Source organism: Micromonospora sp. CA-248212 (assembly GCF_050948405.1).
Classification (GTDB): domain Bacteria; phylum Actinomycetota; class Actinomycetes; order Mycobacteriales; family Micromonosporaceae; genus Micromonospora.
The window spans coordinates 13,974-39,213 of the sequence record NZ_CP192023.1 but is presented as its reverse complement, the minus strand read 5'-3'; the positions used below and the strand labels follow the sequence as shown (position 1 = coordinate 39,213).

General features: G+C 72.2%; 27 protein-coding genes and 2 tRNA genes. 13 read left to right on the top strand and 16 right to left on the bottom strand.

The genetic code is table 11. The features are described from left to right. The first annotated feature begins 54 nt into the window (after positions 1-54). The 3 genes from ACQP03_RS00205 to ACQP03_RS00195 are packed head-to-tail and all read left to right on the top strand — an operon-like array spanning position 55 to position 3,039. The gene (locus ACQP03_RS00205; RefSeq protein ID WP_357392206.1) at positions 55-1,296 is read left to right on the top strand and encodes an MFS transporter; all 1,242 of its coding nucleotides are present in this window, start codon (positions 55-57) and stop codon (positions 1,294-1,296) included. Positions 1,297-1,327: 31 nt separating this feature from the next. After that, entirely contained in the window at positions 1,328-1,864 is a 537-nt protein-coding gene (locus ACQP03_RS00200) for a SigE family RNA polymerase sigma factor (RefSeq protein WP_357129372.1), read from the top strand. Continuing rightward, positions 1,861-3,039, top strand: coding sequence for a hypothetical protein (locus ACQP03_RS00195; protein ID WP_357129369.1), 1,179 nt, complete (start codon positions 1,861-1,863; stop codon positions 3,037-3,039). Before ACQP03_RS00200 ends, ACQP03_RS00195 begins: the two co-directional genes overlap by 4 nt. A 94-nt stretch (positions 3,040-3,133) precedes the next feature. Here ACQP03_RS00195 and ACQP03_RS00190 read toward each other — a convergent pair whose 3' ends face one another. The 3 genes from ACQP03_RS00190 to ACQP03_RS00180 all read right to left on the bottom strand — a co-directional run bounded on the left by ACQP03_RS00190 (position 3,134) and on the right by ACQP03_RS00180 (position 5,340). Further along, positions 3,134-4,036, bottom strand: coding sequence for a sulfurtransferase (locus ACQP03_RS00190; RefSeq protein ID WP_357129366.1), 903 nt, complete (start codon positions 4,034-4,036; stop codon positions 3,134-3,136). 86 nt (positions 4,037-4,122) lie between these two features. Continuing rightward, entirely contained in the window at positions 4,123-4,569 is a 447-nt protein-coding gene (locus tag ACQP03_RS00185) for an imidazolonepropionase-like domain-containing protein (protein WP_357129363.1), read from the bottom strand. A gap of 3 nt (positions 4,570-4,572) precedes the next feature. After that, entirely contained in the window at positions 4,573-5,340 is a 768-nt protein-coding gene (locus tag ACQP03_RS00180; RefSeq protein ID WP_357129360.1) for an SGNH/GDSL hydrolase family protein, read from the bottom strand. Between the two features lie 434 nt (positions 5,341-5,774). Between ACQP03_RS00180 and ACQP03_RS00175 the strand changes: the two genes are divergently transcribed. Together ACQP03_RS00175 and ACQP03_RS00170 are read left to right on the top strand one after the other, a co-directional pair. Continuing rightward, positions 5,775-6,824, top strand: coding sequence for a transporter substrate-binding domain-containing protein (locus ACQP03_RS00175; RefSeq protein WP_433459785.1), 1,050 nt, complete (start codon positions 5,775-5,777; stop codon positions 6,822-6,824). After that, positions 6,788-7,882 carry a hypothetical protein gene (locus ACQP03_RS00170; protein WP_357129354.1) on the top strand — a complete coding sequence of 365 codons (1,095 nt, stop codon included), beginning with the start codon at positions 6,788-6,790 and terminating at the stop codon, positions 7,880-7,882. Before ACQP03_RS00175 ends, ACQP03_RS00170 begins: the two co-directional genes overlap by 37 nt. 110 nt (positions 7,883-7,992) lie before the next feature. On the opposite strand, the gene ACQP03_RS00165 is transcribed toward ACQP03_RS00170, so the two are convergent. Then, complete coding sequence (locus ACQP03_RS00165; RefSeq protein ID WP_357129351.1) at positions 7,993-9,162, bottom strand: hypothetical protein; 1,170 nt, start codon at positions 9,160-9,162, stop codon at positions 7,993-7,995. Then, positions 9,159-9,689, bottom strand: a complete 531-nt coding sequence (locus ACQP03_RS00160; protein WP_357129348.1) for a SigE family RNA polymerase sigma factor — start codon at positions 9,687-9,689, stop codon at positions 9,159-9,161. Before ACQP03_RS00160 ends, ACQP03_RS00165 begins: the two co-directional genes overlap by 4 nt. Positions 9,690-9,871: 182 nt before the next feature. Between ACQP03_RS00160 and ACQP03_RS00155 the strand changes: the two genes are divergently transcribed. Genes ACQP03_RS00155 through ACQP03_RS00140 form a run of 4 tightly spaced genes read left to right on the top strand, consistent with a single transcriptional unit; the run spans position 9,872 to position 13,243 of the window. Continuing rightward, positions 9,872-11,641: a proline--tRNA ligase gene (locus tag ACQP03_RS00155; RefSeq protein ID WP_396832061.1), complete on the top strand. Its 1,770-nt coding sequence runs from the start codon at positions 9,872-9,874 to the stop codon at positions 11,639-11,641. Positions 11,642-11,697: 56 nt separating this feature from the next. Further along, positions 11,698-12,123, top strand: a complete 426-nt coding sequence (locus ACQP03_RS00150; protein ID WP_357129342.1) for a CBS domain-containing protein — start codon at positions 11,698-11,700, stop codon at positions 12,121-12,123. 29 nt (positions 12,124-12,152) lie between these two features. Continuing rightward, complete coding sequence (locus ACQP03_RS00145; RefSeq protein WP_357129339.1) at positions 12,153-12,581, top strand: SufE family protein; 429 nt, start codon at positions 12,153-12,155, stop codon at positions 12,579-12,581. A gap of 20 nt (positions 12,582-12,601) precedes the next feature. Next, positions 12,602-13,243 carry a DsbA family oxidoreductase gene (locus tag ACQP03_RS00140; protein ID WP_357171737.1) on the top strand — a complete coding sequence of 214 codons (642 nt, stop codon included), beginning with the start codon at positions 12,602-12,604 and terminating at the stop codon, positions 13,241-13,243. 36 nt (positions 13,244-13,279) lie between these two features. Here ACQP03_RS00140 and ACQP03_RS00135 read toward each other — a convergent pair whose 3' ends face one another. The 5 genes from ACQP03_RS00135 to ACQP03_RS00115 form a co-directional block, all read right to left on the bottom strand. Continuing rightward, positions 13,280-13,828, bottom strand: coding sequence for a YbaK/EbsC family protein (locus tag ACQP03_RS00135; protein WP_357129854.1), 549 nt, complete (start codon positions 13,826-13,828; stop codon positions 13,280-13,282). Between the two features lie 83 nt (positions 13,829-13,911). Beyond that, on the bottom strand, positions 13,912-14,106 hold the full coding sequence (locus tag ACQP03_RS00130; RefSeq protein WP_357129333.1) for a hypothetical protein: 195 nt from the start codon (positions 14,104-14,106) through the stop codon (positions 13,912-13,914). 82 nt (positions 14,107-14,188) lie between these two features. After that, positions 14,189-14,842, bottom strand: coding sequence for a GAP family protein (locus ACQP03_RS00125; protein ID WP_357129331.1), 654 nt, complete (start codon positions 14,840-14,842; stop codon positions 14,189-14,191). A gap of 51 nt (positions 14,843-14,893) precedes the next feature. Next, positions 14,894-16,282, bottom strand: a complete 1,389-nt coding sequence (locus tag ACQP03_RS00120) for an MFS transporter (RefSeq protein ID WP_357392223.1) — start codon at positions 16,280-16,282, stop codon at positions 14,894-14,896. Between the two features lie 59 nt (positions 16,283-16,341). Continuing rightward, positions 16,342-16,602 (bottom strand): hypothetical protein, encoded by a 261-nt coding sequence (locus tag ACQP03_RS00115; protein ID WP_357129325.1) that lies wholly within the window; start codon positions 16,600-16,602, stop codon positions 16,342-16,344. A gap of 219 nt (positions 16,603-16,821) precedes the next feature. Here ACQP03_RS00115 and ACQP03_RS00110 point away from each other — a divergent pair, with 219 nt between their 5' ends. Further along, positions 16,822-21,267, top strand: a complete 4,446-nt coding sequence (locus ACQP03_RS00110; protein WP_433459778.1) for an HAD-IC family P-type ATPase — start codon at positions 16,822-16,824, stop codon at positions 21,265-21,267. 56 nt (positions 21,268-21,323) lie between these two features. Beyond that, positions 21,324-21,782 carry a hypothetical protein gene (locus ACQP03_RS00105; protein ID WP_396832064.1) on the top strand — a complete coding sequence of 153 codons (459 nt, stop codon included), beginning with the start codon at positions 21,324-21,326 and terminating at the stop codon, positions 21,780-21,782. A gap of 28 nt (positions 21,783-21,810) precedes the next feature. Here ACQP03_RS00105 and ACQP03_RS00100 read toward each other — a convergent pair whose 3' ends face one another. Then, positions 21,811-22,137 carry a zinc finger domain-containing protein gene (locus ACQP03_RS00100; protein ID WP_357171742.1) on the bottom strand — a complete coding sequence of 109 codons (327 nt, stop codon included), beginning with the start codon at positions 22,135-22,137 and terminating at the stop codon, positions 21,811-21,813. 105 nt (positions 22,138-22,242) lie between these two features. Between ACQP03_RS00100 and ACQP03_RS00095 the strand changes: the two genes are divergently transcribed. Then, complete coding sequence (locus tag ACQP03_RS00095) at positions 22,243-22,980, top strand: LPXTG cell wall anchor domain-containing protein (RefSeq protein WP_396832065.1); 738 nt, start codon at positions 22,243-22,245, stop codon at positions 22,978-22,980. A gap of 300 nt (positions 22,981-23,280) precedes the next feature. Here the strand turns inward: ACQP03_RS00095 and ACQP03_RS00090 are convergent, their stop codons facing one another. Then, positions 23,281-23,769 carry a VOC family protein gene (locus ACQP03_RS00090; RefSeq protein ID WP_396832066.1) on the bottom strand — a complete coding sequence of 163 codons (489 nt, stop codon included), beginning with the start codon at positions 23,767-23,769 and terminating at the stop codon, positions 23,281-23,283. Positions 23,770-23,977: 208 nt separating this feature from the next. On the opposite strand from ACQP03_RS00090, the gene ACQP03_RS00085 reads away from it, so the two are divergent. Further along, the gene (locus tag ACQP03_RS00085; protein WP_357129307.1) at positions 23,978-24,481 is read left to right on the top strand and encodes a MarR family winged helix-turn-helix transcriptional regulator; all 504 of its coding nucleotides are present in this window, start codon (positions 23,978-23,980) and stop codon (positions 24,479-24,481) included. Between the two features lie 96 nt (positions 24,482-24,577). On the opposite strand, the gene ACQP03_RS00080 is transcribed toward ACQP03_RS00085, so the two are convergent. The 4 genes from ACQP03_RS00080 to ACQP03_RS00065 all read right to left on the bottom strand — a co-directional run bounded on the left by ACQP03_RS00080 (position 24,578) and on the right by ACQP03_RS00065 (position 25,212). After that, on the bottom strand, positions 24,578-24,778 hold the full coding sequence (locus ACQP03_RS00080; RefSeq protein ID WP_357129304.1) for a hypothetical protein: 201 nt from the start codon (positions 24,776-24,778) through the stop codon (positions 24,578-24,580). 78 nt (positions 24,779-24,856) lie between these two features. Next, a tRNA-Ala gene (locus tag ACQP03_RS00075) sits at positions 24,857-24,932 on the bottom strand. 35 nt (positions 24,933-24,967) lie between these two features. After that, a complete protein-coding gene (locus ACQP03_RS00070) occupies positions 24,968-25,096 on the bottom strand; it encodes a DLW-39 family protein (RefSeq protein WP_007453934.1) in 129 nt (42 codons plus the stop codon). 42 nt (positions 25,097-25,138) lie between these two features. Next, positions 25,139-25,212, bottom strand: a tRNA-Ile gene (locus tag ACQP03_RS00065). Between the last annotated feature and the right edge of the window lie 28 nt (positions 25,213-25,240).

Sequence of the window (25,240 nt, the reverse complement as noted above, 5' to 3'; positions counted from 1 at the left end):
CCTTTCGCCCGGCGGCTTGACCCTCGACCCGGTCGAACCGGCACGGTCGGCGGCATGACCTCCTCCGTTCTGGGCCGGGACTTCCGGCTGCTCTGGTCCGCCGCCGTGGCGTCCCGCTTCGGGGACGCGCTGCGGACGCCGGCGCTGGCGCTGCTGGCGGCCACGCTGACCCGCGACCCCCGGGTCATCGCCGCGGTCACCGTGGCCGCGCAGATACCGCCGCTGCTCTTCGGCCTGCTCGGCGGGGTGTACGCGGACCGCTGGGACCGCCGCCGGACGATGGCCGGCATCGACGGGGCACGCGCCGCAGTGGTGGCGGCGGTGGCCGTGGCGGTGGCCGTCGACCGGGCCGGCATCGGGCTCCTGCTGGTGGCGGCGTTCCTGCTCGCCGCGCTGGGAACGCTCTTCGACGCCGCCTCCTTCGCGATGCTCCCGGCCCTGGTGCCGCCGACCGCGCTGCCCCGGGCGAACGGTCGCCTCCAGGCCGGCTCGGCGGTGGCCGGGGGTTTCCTCGGCGCTCCCGCCGCCGGTGTCCTGTTCGCCGCCGCTCCCGCCCTCCCGTTCGCTCTCGACGCCGTCACCTTCGCGGTGGCCGCCCTGCTCGTGATCGCCCTCACCGCTCCGGCCGCCGTACCCGCCACGCCGGCGACCGGGCGCGCGTCGGTGTGGGGCGACGTCGTCGAGGGAGTGCGGTGGCTGCGCGCGCACCGGACCATGTGGCGGGTCACCCTGCTCGCCGCGGCGAGCAACCTGGCGATCTCCGGCCTGATGGCGGTGCTGGTGCTCTACGCGCTGGACGTGTTGCGGATACCGCCGGCCGGGTACGGGCTGTTCGCCGCGTCGGTGATCCTCGGCGGGGTCGCCGGGGCGCTGGCATCGGACCGGCTCGCCGCCCGGCTCGGCACCGTACCCGCGCTGGGTGCGGTTCTCGCCACGCAGACCGTGGCGCTGACCGGTTTCGCGCTGGCCCGGCATCCGGTGCCGGGCGGGTTCGCGCTTGCCGTCTTCGCCGCCGGGACGGTGGTGTGGAACAGCCTGTGGGCGTCGTACGGTCAGCGGGAGGTGCCGTCGAGGCTGCTCGGTCGGGTCGGCGCCGCCCAGCGGATGATCGGTCTGCTCACCGCGCCGGTCGGCGCGGGGCTGGCCGGGCTGGTCGCCGCCGCCCATGGGACGGTCCCGGTGGTGGGCGCGGCGGCGGGCGTCTTCGCGCTGGTGACGGTGGTGGCGTGGCGGATCCTGCGACCGGCCGGAAAATCGGTCCAACCTTTTCCGCCCTCCCGTGCGTCTGTCGGGTGACGCGCACCGCGGGCGGCCGGAAGGGGTGCGGATGGGATCGACGGCGGACGACGGCCGCGACGGCTACCTCGCGTTCGTGGAAGGCAACCAGCACCGGCTCCTGCGCGCGGCCTTCCTGATCTGTGGCAACCGGCACCAGGCCGAGGACCTTCTCCAGGACGCCCTGCTGAAGCTGGCGCTGCGCTGGACCTCGGTCCGCGACGGCGATCCCGCCGCGTACGTGCGGGCCATCCTCTACCGCGACGCGGTGTCCTGGTGGCGACGTCGTCGCCGGGAGTGGCTCAGCGCCACGCCGCCGGAGCGGGCCGCGCCGGACCGGGACGGCGCGCTGCGGCTGACCCTGCACGACGCGCTGGGGACGCTGCCGCCGCGGCAGCGGGCCGTGCTGGTGCTGCGTTACTACGAGGACCTGACCGAGGTCGCCACGGCCGAGGCGCTCGGGGTGACCGTCGGCACCGTGAAGAGCCAGTGCCACCTGGCGCTGCGGCGGCTCCGGGAGGTTGCTCCCGCCCTCACCGGGGACGACCGACCGGGTCGGGGCGCCAACGGTGTGGAGGTGAACCAGTGAACGAGCAAGACCTGCGCGACCTGTTCACCGTCACCGTGCAGGACGTGCTGCCCAGCGCACCGGCGTCGGACGGCTGGGATCGGGCGCGACGCACCCGACGTACCCGACGGGCCGTCGGCGCGGTCGTCGTGGCCGTGGCGTTGGCCGGCGGCGCGGCGGTCGCCCTGCGACCGTCCCCCGATCCACGCCTGGCCCATCCGGTGGCGCCGACCGTCGCGCCCACCCACGCCGATCCCGTGCAGCGCCCGCCCGCCAAGCTGACCTACCCACCCGATCCGCTGAGCCGGATCAGCGGCCCGCCGACCGTGGCGCTGTCCGCCCGACCGGTCCAGCGGGCGCTGGCGCTGTTCCAGCCGCTGAGCGAGGAGGGTCAACCGGACGGTGTGATCCGGATCCTCGGCGACGACGGCGTGGTCCGCAGTCTGGACGTGGTGACGCCGGCACCCACCTGGGATGAGAGCGGCAACGAGGCGACAGCGGTCAAGCCGGGAGTCCTGTCGCCGGACGGTCGGTGGGCAGCTTTCGCGCAGACCAACGAGCTGATCATGGTCGACCTCACCACGGCGGGCGTACGTCGCATCCCACTCGAGGGCTACCTGGAGTTGGTGGTGTGGGCGCACGACCGGGTGCTGGTCGGCGGCGACGACCGGACGTACGTGGTGCAGCGGGACACCGAGGCGGCCAGCACCACCGACCTGTCGGCCTGGCATGTGGTCACGCCCGATCCGGAGGCCGGTCGCGGGGCGGCTCTGCTCGAGCTGGTCGGCGAGCGCGGTGGCCTGAAGCTGCAGAGCCGGACGGCCCTCGACGGCCCGGTCCGCTCCGAACAGCCGATCACCGTGGACTCGCTTCCGCCGCCCTATCAGGTGAACGAGTTCTACGGCCGGGGTTGGCTGCACGGGGGCCGGTTGGCCAGCGCCGCGTGGATCGTCAACGCCCACATCAGCGGCGCGGAGGGGGTGGCCGTGCTGGACTCGCGCACCGGCTCGGTGACCCACCTGCTCGACCTCGGGCGGGACCGCGCCAAGGGCTGCTGCCCGGTGTTGGGCTGGGACAACAAGGGCGCGGTGCTGCTGCGCCTGGAACCGGCCGCCCTGGCGCGCTGGGACCCGGAGACCGGCGAGATCACCGGGATCATCGCCGAGCTGCGCGGCGTGCTGGCGCTGGCCGGCTGAGCAGCGGAGTGCTGGCGCTGGCCGGCGGAAGAGCGGGCGTGCTGGTACTGGCCGGCTGAGCAGCGTGGCGTGCTCAGCCGGCCGAGTCCGCGTCTCAGGCGGCGATGCCGCCGGGCTGGTCGCCCTTCACCACCGGCGCCCGGACCAGGTTGCCCCACTCCGTCCACGAGCCGTCGTAGTTGCGCACCTGCGGGTAGCCGAGCAGGTGCCGCAGCACGAACCAGGTGTGGCTGGACCGCTCGCCGATCCGGCAGTACGCGATCACGTCGTCGTCCGGGCTGAGCCCGAGCTGGTCGGCGTAGATCGCCTTCAGCTCGTCGGCGGACTTGAACGTCCCGTCCTCGTTCGCGGCGGACTTCCACGGCTTGTTGACCGCGCCCGGGATGTGCCCACCCCGCAGCGCGCCCTCCTGCGGGTAGTCCGGCATGTGCAGCATCTCGCCGGTGTACTCGCCCGGGGACCGGACGTCGACCAGCGGCCGGCCCACCGCGATGTGGGCCATCACCTGCTCGCGGAACGCGCGCAGCGGCGCGTCGTCCCGCAGCGGCACCGGGTAGTCGGCGCGGGGCCGGGCCGGCTTGTCGCGGGTCAGCTCTCGCCCCTCGGCGACCCACTTCTGCCGGCCGCCGTCGAGCAGCCGCACGTCGGCGTGGCCGAAGAGCGAGAAGACCCAGAGGGCGTACGCGGCCCACCAGTTGAAGTTGTCGCCGTAGAAGACGACGGTGTCGCCCCGACCGATGCCCTTCGCGGCGCACATCTCGGCGAAGCTGGTCGCGTCGAGATAGTCCCGGGTGACCTGGTCGTTCAGGTCGAGGTGCCAGTCGACCTTGACGGCGCCGGGGAGGTGACCGGATTCGTAGAGCAGGACGTCCTCGTCGGACTCGACCACGACGAGGCCCTCGTCGCCCAGGTGCTCGGCCAACCAGTCGGTGGTGACCAGCCGCCGCGGGTCGGCGTACGACTGGAGGCGGGGATCAGGATCGTTCGGCACAGACATGAGCCCCAAGGTACGCCGCGACACCGCCGGGCGGTCCGCCATCGGGGATCGGGGGGGTCAGGGGTGTCGCAGCTAACGCCGCGCGTTCAGGCGCGTCGGTGCACGATCCGGCCGGCGACCACGGTCGCGAGGCAGGTTCCGTCGACGTCGTGCACCGACAGGTCCGCCCGACCACCGGTCACCAGGGTCGGTGCCACTGGTCCGGCCAGCACCAGCAGGTCGCTGCGGTCGACGGCGCCCCGTAGTGCCGGATCGGCCAGACGGTCGGCCAGTACCGCCGTCACTCCGGTACGCAGCAGCGCGTGCACCCGCTCGCGCGGGGTGGGCGCTGCCGGCAAGGGCTCGGCCCACAGCCGGCCCGGCCCCAGCGTGCCGGGCCAGCGACGGACCCGTACCTCCGGGTGGGCCTCGGTCAACTCGGCCAGCGAGCCGACCGCCTCGATACGGTCGCCGCTGACCAGCACGCCGTGCTCCGGCACCGGCTCGCCGTCCCGTTCGAGGCGCAGCAGCGGCGCGGTGTGCAACGTGCGCACGTTTCAGTCGGCGATCGGCCCGAGCAGCGGGCGCTTCGCGGTCACCGTGTCGCCGGACGACCGGCCGGTGAGCCGCCGCTTGATCCACGGGGCCAGGTACTGCCCGGCCCAGCGCAGGTCGGACGCACGCGCGGCGAGCCACGGCGACGGCGCCGGGTGCGGCGGGACCAGCAGCCACTCCTCGTCACAGCCCACGCCGAGCGCGTTCAACACCTGCCCGGCGACCCGTCGGTGACCGGCCGGGGAGAGGTGCAGCCGGTCGGTGCTCCACAGCATCGGGTTGAGGAACGTGTCGTCGGCGTACAGGTCGACCAGGATCGCGCCGTGCCGCGCGGCGGTCTCGCCGACCGCCTGGTTGAGCAGTTGCACCCGGGGAGCGACGAGACGCTGGCCGGGCAGGCGTGCCATCACGTCCGCGAATCGGAAGAGCAGCACGTCCGCGCCGCCCGAGCGGAGCTGCCGGACGACATCGTCGAAGCGGGAGACCAGCGTCTCCGGATCGAAGGTGCGGCGCAGCACGTCGTTGCCGCCGGCCGCGAAGCTGATCAGGTCGGGCCTCATCGCCACCGCGGAGGGCACCTGCTCGGCGACCACGCTCGGGAAGAGCCGACCCCGGATGGCCAGGTTCGCGTACCGGAAGTCGGGGCCCGCCTCGGCGGCGAGCCGGGTCGCGACCAGGTCGGCCCAACCCCGGAAGGTGCCATCCGGGTACGCGTCGTCCATACCCTCGGTGAAGCTGTCCCCGACCGCGACAAAACTGCGCCAGCGCACCCGCGCCCCCTCACGCCACCCGTTGCCTGCGGCGACAGTCTTTCACCGCAGGCGCGTCGGCCGGTGCCCCGACCGGCCGACGTGGCGGAGGTCATGCGCGCGCCTCGATCGAGGGCCGTGCTCGAGCCCAGCGCCGGGCTCGACCGCCTTGATCGACACGAGGTCGCTGATTTGGGGGTATCGGAGTCGAGTTGATACCCCGACTTCGGCGAACTCGTGTCGATCAACCGCAACTGCGGCCCGGGACGGTGTCGCCAATCCGGCGGATGTCGGGGTGCCCTCGCTCGCCAGCAGGCCCCACAATGGAGGGCCGGTCACCGGGCCGGGTAGCGGGGAGGGCCTAGTTGAGTCAGGCAAGCGAGCCGAGCCCCGCCGGGCCGGCACCGGCGGCGGACACACCGTCGCGCACCACGCGGACCCGTCAGATCCGACTCGTGGGGCTCGTCGTCGCGCTGGCCGTGCTGGCCGCCGCCCTGGTCCCGATCGTCCTCGCCATGGGTCCGCCGACCCGGGACGAGTTGCTGGAGGACGCTCACCTCAAGGGCAAGCAGCAGCTCATCATCGGAGTGAAGGACGACCAGCCGGGCATCTCACAGCGCCTTCCGAACAACGTCTGGAAGGGCTTCGACGTCGACATCGCGTACATGATCGCGAGCTATCTCGGCTTCGACCACTCGCAGGTGCGTTTCGTGCCGATCGAGAGCGAGGACCGGGCCCGCCGGCAGGCCCAGGACGGCGAGGGTTTCGTCACCGTCGACCTGGTCATCGCCTCGTACAGCATCAACGACAAGCGCCGGGAGGAGGGCGCGGTCTTCTCGGCCGCGTACCTGCATACCGAGCAGTCGGTGGTGACGTTGGAGGACTTCAAGGGCCAGGTGAGCAGCCTGGAGGACCTGCGCGGCCTGACCGTCTGCTCGCTGACGACCTCGACGTCCATCCAGCGCCTCGCCGAGGCCGGCGCGACGCCGGTGGGCCGGAACCGGATCAGCGAGTGCATCCAGGAGATGTACGACGGCAAGGTGCAGGCGGTCACCACCGACGCGGCGATCCTCGCCGGTTTCGTCACCGGTGACCGGCCGGGCGACGACGGCCAGCGGTTCACCGTGACCCTGAAGAACGTCAAACCGCTGCGGCACTGGGACATCGGCTCGTCGCCGCAGGAGCGGTGGGGCGTCAACACCGGCCCCAACAAGGCCCTGCTCGACCTGGTCGACCTGGCTCTCTACGAGTCGGCCAAGGACGAGGAGAACTCGGCCTGGGAGAACGCGTTCAACGCCAACCTCCGATGGCAGCAGGGATACAACCTCCCGCAGCCGGTCGCGGAGCAGCAGCAACCCGATCCGAGGAAGGTGGAGGTGCGACAGTGGCCGTGGGAGAGGATCGCCCTGCCGCCCCCGGCGCACCCCGGGTCGTCACCGGTTCACACTGGGCCGTTCGCCCGCGTCGGATGGCGGGGGCGCGGCAGGCGCAACAGTGGCTGCTGACCCTCCTACCCGCCTTCCCCGTCCTCCTGCTGGTGCTGCGGCTCTGGCAGCTCAGCCAGCAGGACATGTCCACGATGCTGCTGCTGGTCCAGTACGTCAGCCCGCTCGGCCTGCTCAGCGCCCTCCTGATCGCCCTGGTGTGGGCGTTCCCCGTCGTCGTGCTCACCTTCGGCGTCCTCGGTCGACTGCTCCGGCTCAGCGCTCCTGACCGGTTCGACCCGGAACGCTCACTGCTCGCCTCGGGGACGGCACGTACCCCCGGGTGGGTGATCAGCGCGGCGGTCGCGCTGGGGGCGCTCACCTGGCAGCTCCGCTTCCTACCGTCGCTGCTGATGCTCGGCCTCTGGCTGCTGGCGCTGCGGACCCGTTACCTGCACCCGGATCAGCCAATGCGCATCCTGTTCGTCAGCGTGGCCCTGCCGTTGGCGGCGGCGGTCCTGGCGTACAGCGTGCTCGGCCCGGCGATCTGGACGGCGTACCGGGAGGGCGAGCTGGCCACCGCCGCCCTGCTGGCGGTCCCGCCCGCCGCCACCCTGCTGCTCACCGGCCCGATCCCCGACTGGATCGCCCCGACGCTGACCCACGGCCTGGCGTTCACGGTCGCCGCCGTGCTCCCCGTGGTGATGGGCGCGGTCTTCCTCCGGGTGCCGGTGCTGCCCACCGCCGCGATCGAGGTGCTTCCGAAGCACACCACCGAGACGGCGACCCCGAGCCCGACCACGAGCCCGACGCCTGCCTCGACGTCCCCGGCGGCGAGCGCTGGCACCGCGGCCCGCGACGGTACGGCCGAGGGCGGCCGGGAGGTGGTGCTCGGGGCGCTCATCACGGTCACCGACACGTCGACGATCGTGCTGGACCGCACGGCCGCCGTGCGGTTCCTGCCCAACGACTGGGTCGAGTCGCAGGTCCTCTGCCCGCAGGCGGCGGCGGTGCCGTACAGCCTCGTATCGGTGGGCGGTTGGCCGGTGGAGGAGACCGCCCTGGACTGGATGATGCCCCGCCGGCCGGTGGTCGATCCGGACGTGCGCTGCGAGGGCCGCCTTCCCGGCACCGGATGACAGCGCGGAGAGGCAGCTCACCAGCCGTGATCAACGCCGTGACGACGACCGTCACGCGGACCTCAAAAGGGCGGGCCACCCGAGGATGACCCGCCCTTTCCCGCCCGTCGTCAGTTCACGACGGCGAGGATCCGAATGTCCTTCAGGCTGGCCGGTTCGGCGGTCTCGGCGATCTTCTTGCCGTTCTCGTCCACCAACAGCACGGCGTACCCGCTGCCGGACTGGACCCGCACGACCATCGAACCGTCAGTGCGGAAGAACACCTGCCGCGACTTTCGGCCCTCGAGTGGCAGTCGGATCTCCTCGCCCGTTCGGGTATCGCGCACCACGCCGACGTTCCCGTACTCGCTGCCGGGGTCGGGTTGGTACAGGGCGACGCGATCGCCATTCGGCGAGAGGCTGGTGACGTCCCCGTTTCGCCAGGTGCCCGTCGGGCCCAGCCCCGGCATGTCCCGCTTCCGGTTGCCGCTGCTGTCGAAGAGGGTCACACCACCATCGGTGTTGATCATCGCGATGACCTCGCCGTCAGACGACCAACGAGCACCACATCCCGTGTTCTTGTTGGCCCACCAGCGCACGGTCTTCTTGGGTGACTGCGTGTCCAGCACCCCAACCCGGCCAGGCCCAACCGTCGGATCCCACTCGCGGAACAGCAGGTACCGCCCATCCGGCGACCAGACCGGGTTGACGCAGGTCTGCTCGACCTCCTTGCGCATCTGCTGCCGGTCTGAGCCGTCGACGTTGGCCGTGTAGAGGTTGGTGTTGCCGTCGGCGTCGAGCTGCACCCAGGCAACCCGGTGCCCGTTCGGCGAGATGTTCGCGCGGATCGACGCCGCGGGGTCCGGCAGAGCCGCCAGTCGCACCACACTGTCCCCCGGGCGCCAGGACCGTAGATTCGCGTTCCTGGCGTCGACCCCCGAGGAGCGGCCGTAGAAGAGCTTCCCGAACTCTACGGCCGAGGCGTTCGTGCCGGACCCACTGCTGGGCGGCGGGCTGCCGGGGGCGTCGACGCTGACTGACGGCGTCGGGGCGGGCGACTGCCTCGGCGCTGCGGTGACCGACGGGCCGTCCGCGGGCAGCGGGTTCGGGGACTGGTCCGGCCGGATGGCGAACGCGGTGCCGGCCGCCGCCGCGATCAGCACCAGAGCAGCGGCCGAGGTGGCCACCGCGCGCTGGACGCCGAGCCGGCGGGACGTGCGCAGCGTACGGTCCCGCAGGTCGACCGAGGTGACCTCGTCGGCCAGGGCAGCCAGGTCGAGCCGGAGGCGCTCGTCGTTCATCGGTTGCTTCCTTCCAGGACGTACTGCTCGGCGAGCTCGGGTGCCACGGCGCGCAACCTGGCCAGGGACTTGGCCGTCTGGCTCTTCACGGTGCCGACCGTGACACCGAGCAGGTCGGCGGCCTCCGCCTCGGTGCGGTCCTCGAAGAACCGCAGCACCAGCACGGCACGTTGTTTCGGGGAGAGCTTCGCCAGCGCCGCCCGCAGGGTGAGTCGCAGGCTGGTCTGGTGGGCGTGGTCGGGGGTCGAGCCGCCTCCGCGTGGCTCGGGCAGGTCGCCCGGCATCGACTCGGGTATCCGACGGCGGCGCCACCAGGACACCTGCAGGTGGTACATGGTCTTGCGGGTGTACGCCTCGGCGTTGCCGCTGTGGTGCAGGCGGCTCCAGGAGCGGTGGGTCCGGGCCAACGCCGACTGGACGAGATCCTCGGCCAGGTGCTGGTCGCCGGTGAGCAGGTAGGCCGAGCGCAACAGCGCCGGGGTACGGGTACGGACGAACGAGTCGAACTCACTCAGCAGAGGGTCCACACGTGCCGATCCTTGGGGTAGTGGTGCGGGAGAGACATGATGCTTCTCCAGACGTCGCCCTGGGCAACGGTGGTTGCCGCCCGGACGGGTCAGTTTCGACGACCGCGACGAGACTGGCCGGCCGGTGGCGCGCTGGGCGAATTGGGTCGCCTGGACGATCAGCCCGGCCCTAGGCTGCGCGAATGCTGCTACGCATGTCGACCCTGTTGCTGCGGACCCTGCGCGAGGATCCGGCCGACGCGGAGGTGCCGAGCCATCGGCTGCTGCTGCGCGCCGGGTACATCCGCCGCGCCGCGCCGGGCGGCTACACGTGGCTGCCGCTGGGCAAGCTGGTGCTGGACCGGATCACCGAGGTGGTGCGCGCAGAGCTGAACGCGATCGGCGACCAGGAGGTGCACTTCCCGGCGCTGCTGCCCGCCGAGCCGTACCGCACCAGCGGCCGGTGGACGGAGTATGGCGACCTCCTCTTCACCCTCGCCGACCGGCGCGGCGCCGAGCACCTGCTGGCGCCCACCCACGAGGAGATGGCGGCGCTGCTGGTCAAGGACGTGTTCACCTCGTACCGGGACTTCCCGGTGACGCTCTACCAGGTGCAGACGAAGTTCCGCGACGAGGCGCGGCCCCGGGCCGGTGTGCTGCGCGGCCGGGAGTTCCTGATGAAGGACGCGTACTCCTTCGACCTGGACGAGGCGGGCCTGCGGGATGCGTACGCCCGGCACCGGGCGGCGTACCAGCGGATCTTCGATCGGCTGGGCCTGGACCACACGGTGGTGCACGCGATGTCCGGCGCGATGGGCGGCTCGGCGTCGGAGGAGTTCCTGGCCTCGACGCCGGTCGGCGAGGACACCTTCGTCGGCTGTACCGCCTGCGACTACGCGGCGAACACCGAGGCGGTCGTCACCCGCGCGCCCGCTGCGGGCGACCTCGACGCCAAGCCGGCGGCGCAGGTGCACGACACCCCGGAGACTCCGACGATCGCCAGCCTGGTCGAGCTGGCGAACAGCCGGCGGCTGGGTGACCGCGACGACTGGACCGCCGCCGAGACCCTGAAGAACGTCGTCCTGACCGTGCGTCAGCCCGGGGCGGACCGCGCCGAACCCCTGGTGGTCGGGCTGCCCGGGGACCGGGAGGTCGACCTGAAGCGGCTCGCCGCCGCGCTGGAGCCGGCGCAGGTGACGGTCTTCGAGGAGTGGGCCGACCATCCGGAGCTGGTACGCGGTTACCTCGGCCCGCAGGTGCTCGCCAAGCTGGGCATCCGCTACCTGGTCGATCCCCGGGTGGTGACCGGCTCGGCATGGCTGACGGGCGCGAACGAGCCGGGTCGGCACGCCACCGACGTGGTCTGCGGCCGGGACTTCACGCCCGACGGCACGATCGAGGCGGCCGAGGTACGTGCCGGCGACGCCTGCCCCGACTGCGCCGACGGCGAGCTGACCATCCGGCGGGGCATCGAGATCGGGCACATCTTCCAGCTCGGTCGCCGGTACACCGACGCGTTCGCCGTCGACGTGCTCGGGCCGGCCGGCAAGCCGGTCCGACCCACCATGGGTTGCTACGGCATCGGGATCTCCCGAGCGGTCGCGGCCATCGCCGAACAGCACCACGACGAGCATGGGCTGCGCTGGCCGGCGGCGGTCGCGCCGTGCGACGTACACCTGGTGGTGGCGGGCAAGGGCCCGCAGCTCGACGCGGCGCTGGACCTCGGCGGGCGGTTGGCCGCCGCTGGCGTGCGCGTGCTGGTCGACGACCGCACGCACGTCTCGGCCGGGGTGAAGTTCACCGACGCCGAGCTGATCGGCATCCCGCGCGCCGTCGTGGTCGGCCGCCGTCTGAGCGACGGGTACGTCGAGCTGCGCGAGCGGGCCGGTGACCGGCGGACGGAACTGCCGGTGGACGCCGTGGTGGAGCGGATCGTCGACGAGGTCGGCCGCGAGCGTGCGAACCTGGTGTAGCCGCCGCGTCACGGGGTAGTGCAGTCGGATCGGGTGAAGCGTCTTCGGAGGATCTCATGACCGGTTACCGGGTCAGCGACGTGATGACCAAGCAGGTCGTGTACCTGTCGGCGGAGACCACCCTGGACGAGGCGGCCAGGGTGATGAAGGAGGCGGACATCGGCGACGTGGTGGTCACCGACGGCGCCACCCTCGCCGGCATGCTCACCGACCGGGACATCGTGGTCCGGGCGGTCGCCGAGAACGCGTCTCCGGCGTCGACCACCATCGGCTCGATCGTCACCCGCGAGGTGGTCATGATCGAGCAGCACTGCACGGCCGGGGAGGCCGCGGCGCTCATGCGGGACCGGGGTATCCGGCGGGTGCTGGTCTGCGACAGCGACCGCAAGCTGGTGGGCATCGTCTCGCTCGGTGACCTGGCCATGCAGCTCGACCCGACCAGCGCATTGAGTGAGATCAGCGAACAGTCGCCGACCACGTGAGCCGTCGGCGCCAGCGGTAGCCTCGACTCATGGCTGACATGCCGGCCCGACTGGCCGAGATCGTCGACGAGTTCGCCGCCGCGCCGCGCGACCTGGTGTTGGAGATGCTGCTGGAGTACGCGGACGTCATTCCCCTGCTGCCGGACGACGACACCGCGCGCGAGGGCATGGAGCAGGTGCCCGAGTGCCAGACCGCGTTCTTCCTGCGCGCCACCGTGACGCCGGACGGGGTGGTCGAGACGCTCTTCGACTGCCCGCCGGAGGCGCCGACCACCCGGGCGTTCGCCGGGATCCTCGCCGAGGGGCTGGCCGGCGCGAGCGCCGAGGAGGTGCTGGCGGTTCCGGACGATCTCTACCAGCGGATGGGCCTGGCCCAGGCGATCAGTCCGCTGCGGGTACGCGGGGGCACCGCGATCCTGGGCCGGCTCAAGCGGCAGGTCCGGGAACAACTCGGCTGAGCGGGCAGTTGCCACCGATCATGGAGATCGAGATCTACGCGGACGTGGTCTGCCCGTGGTGCTACCTGGGCAAGCGTCGCCTGGACGAGGCACTTGCCCGCTACGACGGTGAGGTGACCGTCCGCTACCGGCCGTTCCAGCTCGACCCGTCGCCGGTGCCCGAACCGCTCCCGGTGGTCGACGCGCTGGCCGACAAGTTCGGCGGTCCCGACCGGGCGCGGCAGATGGTCGAGCGGGTGGTCCAGGTCGCGGCGGGCGACGGGCTCCGGCTGGACTACGACCACGCGGTGGCCGCGAACACCTTCGACGCGCACCGGCTGGTCGGCTACGCCACCGAGCGCGACCGGGCGGCCGAGATGGTGGACGCCCTGTTCCAGGCGCACTTCACGAAGGGTCTCGACATCGGCTCCCGGGAGGTGTTGGCGACGATCGCCGGCTCGATCGGCCTGGACGCCGCCGACGCCCGCCGGTTCCTCGACTCCGACGAGCGGACCGCGGAACTCGCCGCCGACCTGGCCGCCGCCCGTGACCTGGGCATCACCAGCGTGCCGACGTTCGTGCTGGCCGGAAAGTACGCGCTAAGCGGCGCCCAGGAGACGTCCACGCTGCTCGCCGCGCTGGCCGAGGTCGAACAGCGGGAGGCCGCTGCCGGTCAGGCGTGATGTTTCACGTGCAACGGTATCGATGCTGATGCCTGGTCAGGCCGGCCTGGCCAGGCCTTCCACCACCTGCGCGCCGGGCAGTGCGCCCAGCGCCGGTCCGGGCAGCGCGATCTTGCTGTGCCGTACGCCGGACCCGATGATCACGTGCGGGGTGGCGATCACCCGCGCGTCCACCAGGATCGGCCACTGCGCCGGCAGCCCGATCGGGGTGATCCCGCCGTACTCCATGCCGGTCAACTCGACCGCGTCGGTCATCGGGGCGAAGCTCGCCTTGCGGACGTCCAGCGCCCTGCGGGCCACCCCGTTCACGTCGGCCCGCGTGGTCGCCAGCACGATGCAGGCCGCGTAACGGACCACACCCTCGCGCTTGCCGGCCACCACGACGCAGTTGGCCGACACGTCCAACCCCACCTCGTACGCGGCACAGAACTCCGCCGTGTCGGCGAGGTCGGCGTCGATCGGCGCGACCAGCACGTCGTCGACGTCGACCGGCGCTTCGGCGGGCCACTGGGCGATGGCCTCCGCGACCGGCGGGGCGAGCAGATCGAGGCGGGCACGGGCCGGTTCGGTCTTCAACGTTCCCATCACGGATGCGATCCTCGCACCCGTGCCGCCGGATCGCCCGTCGACACCGGCGACGTCCCGCGACGCCACGTCCACGTCGCGGCTCAACTGCCCGCGAGGAACGCGTTGTTGCGCATGAACGAGCGGTCGCGGTCGGCCGCCAGCTCCTCTTCGCGTCGGGCCCGGGCCCGCTGAAGCTCCAGGTCCTCCAGCGCGTGCCGGACGCCCAGCCGGATCACGCCGTAGAGGAACACGAAACCGAAGACGTAGAGGATCACCGTGGTGACGACAACGAACATGGCGTCACCGTAAGACGAACGTGAACCGGCGCATCTCTCATCTCCGCGCGGTTCCCCCGTACGTGTCCGGGGCACCGGGACCTCACCTCGACTTGACCAGGTCCAACACCGTGAGCAGCGCGAAGAACGCGATCACGATCTCGTTGACGATCCACGCGTGCCCCTCGGCCCAGCTCCGCATCCGGGCGAGCACCCGCGCGGCCTTCGACCCGAGCAGCACCAGCGCCAGCAGCGGCACGGCGAGCAGCAGCACGGTGAGCAGCACGAACGGCACCAGGTGCCACCACGGAAGGTCGTGCCGGGCCACGGTCGCGCCCACCGTGGCCATGGTGAGGTCGTCGGTGGGTGTCACCACGAAGAGCAGCGCGCCCGTACGCGCCGCCCAGCGCGGATCGGCGTGACTGACGCTGCCCAGCCATCGTGGCGGCCCGGAGCGGTCGCGGCGTACCCAGATCACCACGGCCATGACCACCAGCAGCGCGAGGACCACCAGGTCGATGGCCGGACCACTGTCGACCTTGCGGGCGGCCGTGCTGGCGTCGTTCGCCAGCCCGCCCAGCACCCGGGTCAGCAACCAGCTCACCGTCACGCCGGCGACCACCACCAGTCCGGCGCCGGCGAGGAAGCCGGACGACGCGGCCCGGGGCCGGTCGGACGAGGCGAGGAAGATCGCCACGACCAGTTGGGTCCCGGCGACCATCACCACGGCCAGCGGCAGGACGGTCAGGAAGCTCACCGCTGCCATCCTGACGCCCGACCGGGACCGATGCGCCGAATCGGCGGTGGATCACCCGCCCGGCCGGGTACTCCCCGGCACCACCACCCGGCCGGCCAGCAACGCGCCGAACAACGCCAGACCAGCCGCCACCACGAGCGTCACCAGATAGCTCGACGGGCCGGGCGCGCTCCCCGCAGCCAGAACGGCGCCGGTGAGCGCCAGCACGGTCGCCGCGAAGAGGGAGTCGCCCAGTTGCAGCGACGAGCTGTTGCGGCCCTGCTCACCGGGTGCGGACAGCTCCAACGTGAGCACCGACAACGACGGGTAGAGCAGCCCCATGCCGAGCCCGGCGACCGCCCAGCCCAGCACGGCGACGGCCACCGGCACCTCGGGTCGGACGGCCAGCGCCACCGTCGCCGTACCGGCCGTGATCGCGCACAGGCCGACGCGCGGCAGGCTGGCCCGGGAGGCCGGCACCGGAATTCGGCCCTGTATCCAGGAGCCCACCGACCAGGCCAGCGCGCCCACGGTGAGGACCAGCCCGGCGGCGGTCGGCGACAGTCCCCGCTCCCGGGACAGCATCAACGGGATGACCACCTCGGCGCCGACGAACGCCGCCGACGCCAGACCCCGCAGACCGACGACGGTGGGCAGCCCCCGGCCCGCCCGGAGGAACCCGGCTGGTAGCAGGCGCGGAGCGCAGATCACCAGACCGGCCAGGGCGAGCGCGATCACCGTCAGGGCCGCCACGCCGCGCTGCTGCCCCCCGATGTGCAACAGTGCGGCGCTCGCGCCCGCCCCGCAGGCCCAACCGATGCGGGCGACCGCGCCGACCGGCGGCCGCGTCGCCACGGTCGCGTCGAGCGACCGCAGGCCCGGCTGGATCAGCAGCACCGCCGGGACGGCCACCGCCGGAACCACGAGAAAGACCCACCGCCAGCCCAGGTACTCGACGATCAGCCCGGCCAGCGCCGGCCCGACCAGCGAGGGTACGACCCACGCCGCCGCGAACGCGGCGAAGATCCGCCGGTGCAGTTCCTCCGGGTACGCCTGCCCGACGATGACGTAGAGCGCGACCGAGAGCAGCCCGGAGCCGAAGCCCTGCACCACCCGGCCGACCACCAGTGCCGCCATCGCCTGCGCCGTACCGGCGATCAGCAGTCCCACCACGAACCAGGCGACGCCGTGCCACATCGGCCCCCGGGGTCCCCGCGCGTCGCACCAGATGCCGGAGACGACCATCGCCAGCACACCGGCGGCGAACGGGCCGCCGAACGCGATGCCGTACAACGCCAGGCCGTCCAGACTGCGCGCCACGGTCGGCATGGCCGTGCCCACCGCCAGCGCCTCGAAGGCGAGCAGCGACACCAGCGCCACGCTGCCGACCGTCATCGCCCGCAGCCGAGACGTGAACAGCCCGACGGGCGCTGGGGCGAGGGTGGCGGTTCGGCTCGACATGCACCGAGCCTGCGACCTCAACCCGGATTCATGTCAACCGGGGCGTGACCCGGATCTCGTCAGGCTTCCTGGATCGCCTCCCCGACGCCGCGTACCAGTCCCGAGAAGTGCTGGTCCGCGAGGAGATGCCCGGCGGTGATCACCAAGGCGAGCGGCCACTCGATCACCTGCAACGCGGCCAGGACCCCGAGCCCGGCGTAGTAGGCGACCTTGTCCGGTGGCGGTACGGCCACCTCGCCCAGTATGGGCAACTCGACCCGCCGGCTGTACATCTGGACGTTCTCGCGTGAACCGTTGAGGTGTCGCGTCAGCGTGCTCATTCCGGCCTCCCCGTGTCCGGTGCTGGTCGTCGGATTCCACCGGCCACCCCGTCCATGCGCAGCCCGCCGCGCAAAGTTCCGGTCCGCCGAGGGGCATAACGGACGCCAGGTCGGGAAGCCAGGCCGCCGGACGCGAGGGCGGCGGGAGGACGAGATGACCGACGGCACAACAATCGGCAACGGGGAGTCGGGTCGGCGTCCGTCCGGCCGTACGCCTCGATGACGGCGGCGGGTCGTGCCGCCGGCCGCCTCCTGCCGTCCATCGGCGTACCGCACCTGGTCGGTGAGGCGTCCCGGACCGTCGGGTCGGCCGCGACCCGGTTGGCCCGGACCGCCGGCCTCAGCCGACGCCGGGTCTGGTCGCGCCCGGGCCGCCACCACATCGAGGTACACGGTGTCTGCCAGGACGGCGGCGACCGGTTGGCCCGGCAGGTCGAGGCCGCGCTGGAACGGCTTCCCGGAGTCGCCTGGGCCCGGGTGAACGCACCCTCGGGTCGGGTCGTGGTGGCCGTGCAGGCCCCCGAGCCGAGGCTGCGCGACCTCATCGCCGCCATCAGCCGGGTCGAGCGGACCTGTGACCACGAACCGGACCCGGAGATCCCACCCCCGCACCCGCCGGAAGAGGGGCCGCGTACGCCGCGCACCCTCGGCGCGCTCGCCTCGGACGCGCTGGGTCTGACCATCTCGGCGGCCACCCGCATCCTGCCGTTCACACCGTTGCCCGGTGAGGTCGCCGGCCTGCTGGCCGCCGCCGACCTGCAACCGAAACTGCACGCCTTCGTCGGTAGACGACTGCGCTCCGACCCCCGCGCCGACGTCATCTTCCCGCTGGCCGAAGCCGTCGTGCAGGGCCTGACCGGCAGGTGGACGGGGATAGTCCTCGACGGCGCCCAACGGATGGTGCAGTGGGGCGAGGCGCGGGCCCAGCTCGCCGCCTGGGAGGAGGCCGAGCCACGGCTGACCGGTGACCCGGAACGTGCCACCGCCCGGTGGCCGGCGGTCGAGCGCCCCTGCCCGAAACCGGACGGCCCGGTCGAGCGCTACATCAACCGGGTGCTCACCGCGGGCGCGGCGGCGGCAGCCGCGGCGACGCCGCTCGCCGGACCCAAACGGGCCGCCGCGCTGGGACTCTCCGCGCTACCGAAGGCCCCGGGCAGCGGACGGGAGGGGTACGCGGCGCAGCTCGGCCGAGTCCTCGCCCGGCGCGGGGTGATCGCGATGGACCGCAGTGTGCTGCGGCAGTTGGACCGGATCGACACGCTGGTGCTGGACGCCGCAATGCTCGGGTCGGAGCGGGGCGTACTCGCCGATCTGGCCCCGGCCGCCGACGCGGACGTCGACGAGGTGGCGGAGCGGGCGTTCGAGCTGTTCGACCCCGCCGACCCGACCACCGTGCGGGAGTTCGACGGTTGGCGGCTCGCACCCCTGGACCGGCTGCCCGAGGACGCCCGCGGCGACGTACCGGACGGCGAGCGGCTGCGTACGGCGGGCGGGCAGTTGCTCGGGCTGACCAACGCGGGACGACTGGCCGCGCTGCTGCGGGTCGAACCGGAGCCCGCGCCCGGAGTCGACGGTCTACCCGCCGCCGCGCGGCACGCCGGACTGAGGCTGGTCGTGGCCGGGGGCGACGAGCAGCGGTACGACTTCGCCGACACGCTGCTGCCCGGTGGAGACCGGTTGGCCGACTCCGTACGCGCGCTCCAGCGCGACGGCGCGGTGGTCATGCTGGTCTCCGGCGACCGGGCGGCGCTCGGCGCGTCCGACTGCGGGCTCGGCATGTCGGCCGCCGAGGAGTTGCCCCCGTGGGGAGCGCACCTGCTGGTCGGCGCCGACCTTCGGGTGGTGGCACTGTTGGTCGAGGCGACCGGGGCAGCCCGGCGGATGACCCAGCAGAACATCCGGCTCGCCATGGCGGGCACCGGACTGGGTGCGCTGGGCGCGTTCACCGCGCCGCCGGCCCAACTGCCACATCGGGCCCTCGTGGCGGTCAACGGCGCGGCCGCGCTGGCGTTCGCGAACGGGGTCTGGCGGGCCCACCGGCTACCCGACCGGTCGGACGCGCCGGCGCCGGTGGCGACCGCCTGGCACCTGATGCCGGTACGGACCGTGCTGGACCACCTGGACACCACACCCGACGGGTTGACCAGCGCGGAGGCGCACCGCCGGCATGACGACAACGGCACGGGCGGCGGCACGCCCAGCGGTGGTGGGCTGCTGCGGGCGTTCCTGGACGAGCTGTCCAACCCACTCACACCCGTGCTGGCGGCCGGGGCGGTGCTGTCCGCGTCGTTCGGCTCGCTCGTCGACGCCGCGCTGGTCGGCAGCGTCGTCGGCGGGTCGGCACTGGTCGGCGCCGTGCACGAGCGCAACACCGAACGTTCGCTGGCGGAGCTGCTGTCGCGCTCGGCGGTGACCGCCCGGGTCCGCCGGGACGGAGCCGAGCAGGTCGTCGCGGCCGAGGACCTGGTGCTCGGCGACGTCATCACCCTCGAACCGGGTGACTCGGTACCGGCCGACTGCCGGGTGCTCGAATCGGTGGGATTGGAGGCGGACGAGTCGTCGCTGACCGGCGAGTCGCTGCCGGTCGCCAAGAGCAACCGGGCGGTCGTCGCCGCGGCCATCGCCGACCGCCACTCGATGCTGTACGAGGGCACCACCGTCGCCGCCGGCCACGGCACCGCCGTCGTGGTGGCGACCGGGGCCGACACCGAGTCCGGCCGCAGTCTGGCGCTGGTCCGCCAGGCGCCCCCGACGAGCGGGGTGGAGGCTCGACTCGGCTCGTTGACCAGCGCCGCCATCCCGTTGGCCGCCGGTTCGGCGATCGCCGTCGCCGGGGCGGGACTGCTCCGGGGCGTACCCCTGGCCGAAACGGCGGCGACCGCCGCGAACCTGGCCGTGGCGTCGGTGCCGGAGGGGCTGCCGTTCCTGGTCAGCGCCGCGCAACTGGCGGCGGCCCGACGCCTCGCCGAGCACGGCGCGTTGGTCCGCAATCCGCGCACCATCGAGGCGTTGGGCCGGGTGGATGTGCTCTGCTTCGACAAGACCGGCACCCTCACCGAGGGCAAGTTGCTCCTCGCGGGGGTCGGCGACGGGGTCGGCGACCGGTACGCGCCGGTGGACCGGCTCGATGACCGCCTGCGGTCGACTCTCGCCACCGCGCTGCGGGCCACCCCGGCGGCGGCCGATCCGGAAGAGTTGGCGTTGCAGACCGACCGGGCGGTTCGGCGGGGCGCCGCCACGGCTCAGGTTGTCGAGCAGACCGGGGCGACCGGCTGGCGCGCGGTCGGCGGGCTGCCGTTCGAGCCGTCCCGCGGCTACCACGCCACCGTCGGCGAGACCGACGGACGCCTGCTGTTGAGCGTCAAGGGCGCCCCCGAGACGGTGCTGCCACGGTGCGTGAACCGGCGTACCGACGGCCGACGGGAGCCGCTGGACGACGCCGGCCGCGCGGAACTTCAGCGCGTGTTGGCCGACCGGGCGGGCGCCGGGCACCGGATCCTCGCTGTCGCCGAGTGCCAGGTGGACGCCGCGCAGATCACCGACTCCGAGGTCCGGGGGCTGACCTTCGTGGGGTTCCTGGCGCTCGCGGACGGGGTCCGGGAGAGCGCCGCCCCGGCGGTCCGCCGCATCCGGCAGGCGGGCGTGCACACCATCATGATCACCGGTGACCACCCGGCCACCGCCGAGGCCATCGCGGCCACCATCAGCGAGCACGACGAGCAGCGGGTGGTCACGGCCGCCGAACTCGACCAACTGGACGACGAGGCGCTCGCCGAACGGCTCGCCACCACCGACGTGGTGGCCCGCTGCACCCCGACCCACAAGGTACGGATCATCCAGGCGTTGCAGAAGTGCGGGCGGACCGTGGCGATGACCGGCGACGGCGCCAACGACGCCCCGGCGATCCGGCTGGCCGACGTCGGCATCGCCCTCGGCCAACGTGGCACACCGGCGGCCCGAGCGGCCGCCGACCTGGTGGTCACCGACGACCGCTTGGAGACCATCATCGCCACCCTGGTCGAGGGGCGTGCCATGTGGTCCTCGGTCCGGCACGCGCTGAGCATCCTCGTCGGCGGCAACCTCGGCGAGATCGCGTTCAGCGTGCTCAGCGCCGCGGCGACCGGCCGCTCGGCCCTCACCGGCCGGCAACTGCTGCTGGTCAACCTGCTCACCGACCTGGCCCCGGCGCTGGCCATCGCGGTCCGGCCACCCGCCGCGGACCGCACCGACGGACTGCTTCGGGAGGGCCCGGACGCGTCCCTCGGTGAGACCCTCAGCAGGGAGATCGGCCTACGCGCGGCGTCCACCACGCTGGGCGCGACGGTCGGCTGGACGTTGGCCCGGTACACCGGGCGGCAGCGCCGGGCCGGCACCGTCGCTCTCGTCTCACTGGTCGGCACCCAACTCGGCCAGACCATCCTGGCCGGAGGCACCAGCCCGGCGGTGCTGGCGTCCACGGCGGCGTCGCTGGGAGTGCTCGTCGTGGTGGTGCAGACGCCGGGTGTGAGTCAGTTCTTCGGCTGCACCCCGCTCGGGCCGGTGGGCTGGACCATCGGCGCCGGATCGGCGCTCGGCGCCACCCTCGCCAACGGCGCGCTCACCAGGCTGGTCGCGCATCTCCCGGCAGCCCGACCCGACCTCGCCCAGCCCGTCGACGGCGACTGACGGCAGCGCTGACCGGTGGCTCGGGCATCATTGATCTCGCTGACTAGCCTGGCGGCATGCCGTCGTTCCTGGCCAACGGAACTCGTCCGAAGGCCTGGCCAAGTCTTCCGCTGGCGCTGCTGCTGCCCTGCGGCCTGCTGATACTGCTGGGTGCCACCGACGACCGCGAGCCGCCCCCACCCGTCGGCGTGCTGACGCCGGCGACGGTGATCGCGGTGGAACCGGCCCGGACCGCCGACGGCCCCTACGTGCTGCTGCGGGTAGACGCCGTTGACGGGCCCACCACCTGCGGCATCTACGAACGGTCGTTTCCCGACCGGCGACTACCGCCGCTGCACCAGCAACTCACCATCGACTACGCCCCGTCCCGGTGCATGCCGGAACCGGTCAACACCGAACTGTCCCGAGGGGTCGTCGTCGCCATGGGAGCCATCGGACTGGCGGTGTCGCTCCTGTGGCTCCGGGCAGGTCCGCGCTTCCAACGGCTGACGCGCGCGCGGCGCTCCCGCTCCTGACAAGGACGACCCGCGAGCCGACACGCCATTACCGCAGCGGCCCGGGGAGCGGCACCTCCCCCCGCATCGCCTTCTCGGCCAACTCGATGCGTTCCGGATGAAGTCTGTCGTCGCCAAGGGGGTGACCGGGCGAATTGATGCAGTGCTGCCCCGACGCGGCGCTGCACACCGGACACGCGAGAAAGAATCCGGAGGATGGCACGAGTTCGACGCCCTGGGCCAGCGCGGATCTGCCAATCTTGACGACCGCTGCGAGCAGGTCGTCGTCCTGGTGCCGGGTAGCGGCAGCGGCCGCCTCCCGCATCCCTTCCCAGAAATTCTCGGCCGAGTTCGGTTCGTTCACGTCGATGCGCACGATCGCGGATCCCCGCCTCCCGTCCCGGTAAACGCGGGGCCATGCGCTACGCCCGTGGGCGGTAGTATCCGCAGGCTTTGATTGACAACGGGGAGGACGATCCACATGCGAGGCAAGATCCCGGCCGGCATCGCGATAGCGCTGGCCTTCATGGTTCCGGCCGCGCCGGCGATGGCACAGAGCGCGTCGCCCGGGCTCGACCAGAACTGCCAGACGGTCGAGCGCAAGACGTTCACGGACATCCGTGAGCTGTTCACCTTCGACCTGGACACCGCCACGGCAACCCAGCTCCGCGTGCTGGCCAACCAGATCCAGGCCACGGCGAAGAAGGAGTCCCTGACCACCCTGCCGGACGCCACCCAGAAGCGGCTGGACGGCACCTCGGAGGATCTGCGCGCCTGGCTCAAGAACGACGCACAGGCCGTCTGGACGATCGATCTGCGGATCAAGGTTGGCCAGACGATGACCGGCGCCGGCCCCAAGGTGAAGGAGGCCGCGCAGAAGACGCTCGACGCCGAAACAGTCGACCCTTACCTGGCCTACCTGAACGAGGGCCTGTACGCCGCCCGTGCGCTCGACTGCGCGGCGCAGCCCACCCCGACGCCGACGCCGACGACGTCGCCGACGACGACGCAGCCCACGCCCACGGCGAGCGCGACGTCGACCGTCGCGCCGACTGCGGCCACCTCCACGAGCCCGGTCGCTGCCGGCGGTGATGGTGGCGGACTGCCCGTGACCGGCGCCGACACCGCGACCGTGGCCGGCATCGGCGGCGCGCTCCTGCTCGTCGGCGGCGCGAGCTTCGTGATCGCACGCCGTCGCCGTTCCCGCTTCGTCGCGTAGCTCGATCCGGACGCGCCCGGCCCGACACATCGTCGGGCCGGGCGCTTCTTTGCGCAGGTCAGCGACCCGTCGCGGCCACCGGAGTCGTCGTCAGCGGCCAAATTGGCGGTAGGCCCGAAGAGTTCGTCGAGGCGCCCAGGCGAGGATCCACTGTGGGAACGGCCCTCGCCGACGGCGGCGATTATCCTGCGGGTCGCCCATACGGCAGGCGGGACCCGCCTCCGGACGTCCAGAGGTGAGTCCCGCCTGCCGTGAACCGCGCACCGGATGACCATCGGCGGCGAGGTGCGGGCCCGCTGTCTAGCCCGCGAAGCCGCCCTTGGGCTCGATGATCTCCAGGTTCGTGCCGTCCGGATCGGAGAAGTAGGCGACCTTGGTGCCGAGCGCCGCCTCAGGGGTGACCTCGCCCGCGATGAACGTGTAGTCGTCGCCGAGGAAGTCGTAGCCGGCTTCCTTCATCCGCTGGTACACGGCGTCGAAGTCGTCGACCCGAAAGCAGAGATGCATGGAGCCGGGGCGGTTCGCCATGCCGTTCGTGCGTTCCCCGACCGGCTCCTGGAACTCGATCAGGTCGATGCCGAGACCGTCCAGGTTGATCGTCGCGTATCGCAGCTTCGCGGTAGGCAGCCCTTGCGTAATGCCGAACCGCACGCTGCCCATGGTCCCCTCCGCCACAGGTTCCCGCCCGGTGAGAGCGGTATAGAACGCGATCGAGGCGTCCAGATCCGAGACTGAGATCCCGACGTGGGCGGCCCGGGTGAGGTTCATCGGAGTGCCGGAGACGGTCATGACGCACCTTTCGCTGTGGCCCGGCACCTCAACGGGTACGCCCAGGTTCGGGCGGCTCCACGAGGAACCAGGCTGATCGGTTCGGCGGCCGGGTGGAGAATCCAGCGACGGCCACCAAACTTGCTTGCAAGGGCCTGATGTAGGCGCTAGCTGACATTCCCGGAACAGGCCTACCCTGAAACTCCCGCCCCAAAGGAAGACCCGGACCATGACCGCCACGGATCCCGCGCTAACCGCCCTCGCCAGCGGATGGGCAGCCCTCTCCCTCCTCTACGGCAGGATCGAGGCACACCTTGAGCGCGCTCTGCAGTCCGCGCACGACCTCAGCGTGCGGGAGTACTCGTTGCTCGACGTGCTCAGCCGCCAGCACGACCGCGCAGGCGGCCATCTGCAGATGAAGCAGGTCGCCGACGCCGTGGTGCTGAGCCAGAGCGCCACCACCCGCCTGGTCGCCCGTCTGGAGGACCGTGGCCTGCTCTCCCGCTACCTGTGCCCGACCGACCGCCGCGGCATCTACACCGACGTCACCGACGCCGGCCTGAAGCTCCTGCGGGAGGCCCGGCCGACCAACGACACCGCCCTGCGGAAAGCGCTGGACGACGCCGCCAAGAACCCCGAGTTGGCGCCACTGGTAACGGCAGTCGAGGCAATGGACCTCACACGTCGACCCATGACCACTCACGGTGAGACGTCGAAGGGTTCGACTGCCTGAGGCGGCGTGGCGGTGGGCGGCGCTTCCCGCCGGGCGCAGCCGGGGAGTCGTGGTAGGGCCCGCGACGCGACCCGTCGGTCTGCTTCCAGGAAGCGGCTAGGCCGTATCCCAGTCGGAGGAGGCCGAGACCTCGTAGGGGATCGTCGCCAACAGCTCGGCAGGCCCTTCCAACTTCCAGGCCCGGACGCAGCAGCCGCAGCCGCCATCCTCTTCGGCGTGGGTGAGAGCGTCTCGGTTGGCGTTCAACCAGGCCTCAGCCGCCTCGACCTCGCTCGGCTTGTCTACGGAGGCCGCCATGGTTTGCCGGATCACAGCGAGCACCGTAGCGCAGACCGGTTGGCTGTACCGAGGGCCGAGATCAGCCGAAGAAAGCGCTGGTGGAGCCCAGGGGACTCGAACCCCTAACCCCTGCCTTGCAAAGGCAGTGCTCTGCCAGTTGAGCTAGGGCCCCGCAACGACGGCGACCAAATCGCCGCCATCTTGATATCAGCGCAGGTCGGGCGCGGTGGTCGCCTCGTGCCAGAGGGCGCGCTCGTCGTTGGCGGCCTTGACCTTGTTGAAGACGACGGCAGCCACGCCGACGACGCCGGCCAGGATCAGCAGCTTCTTGAACATGGGGCAACCCCTTGCGCTCGACTACCGTCGGACGATGTGCGGTGGGGCTAGATGGAATCGAACCATCGACCTCAGAGTTATCAGCTCTGCGCTCTAACCGACTGAGCTATAGCCCCGCGTAGCGACGAGCAAGATTAACCCATC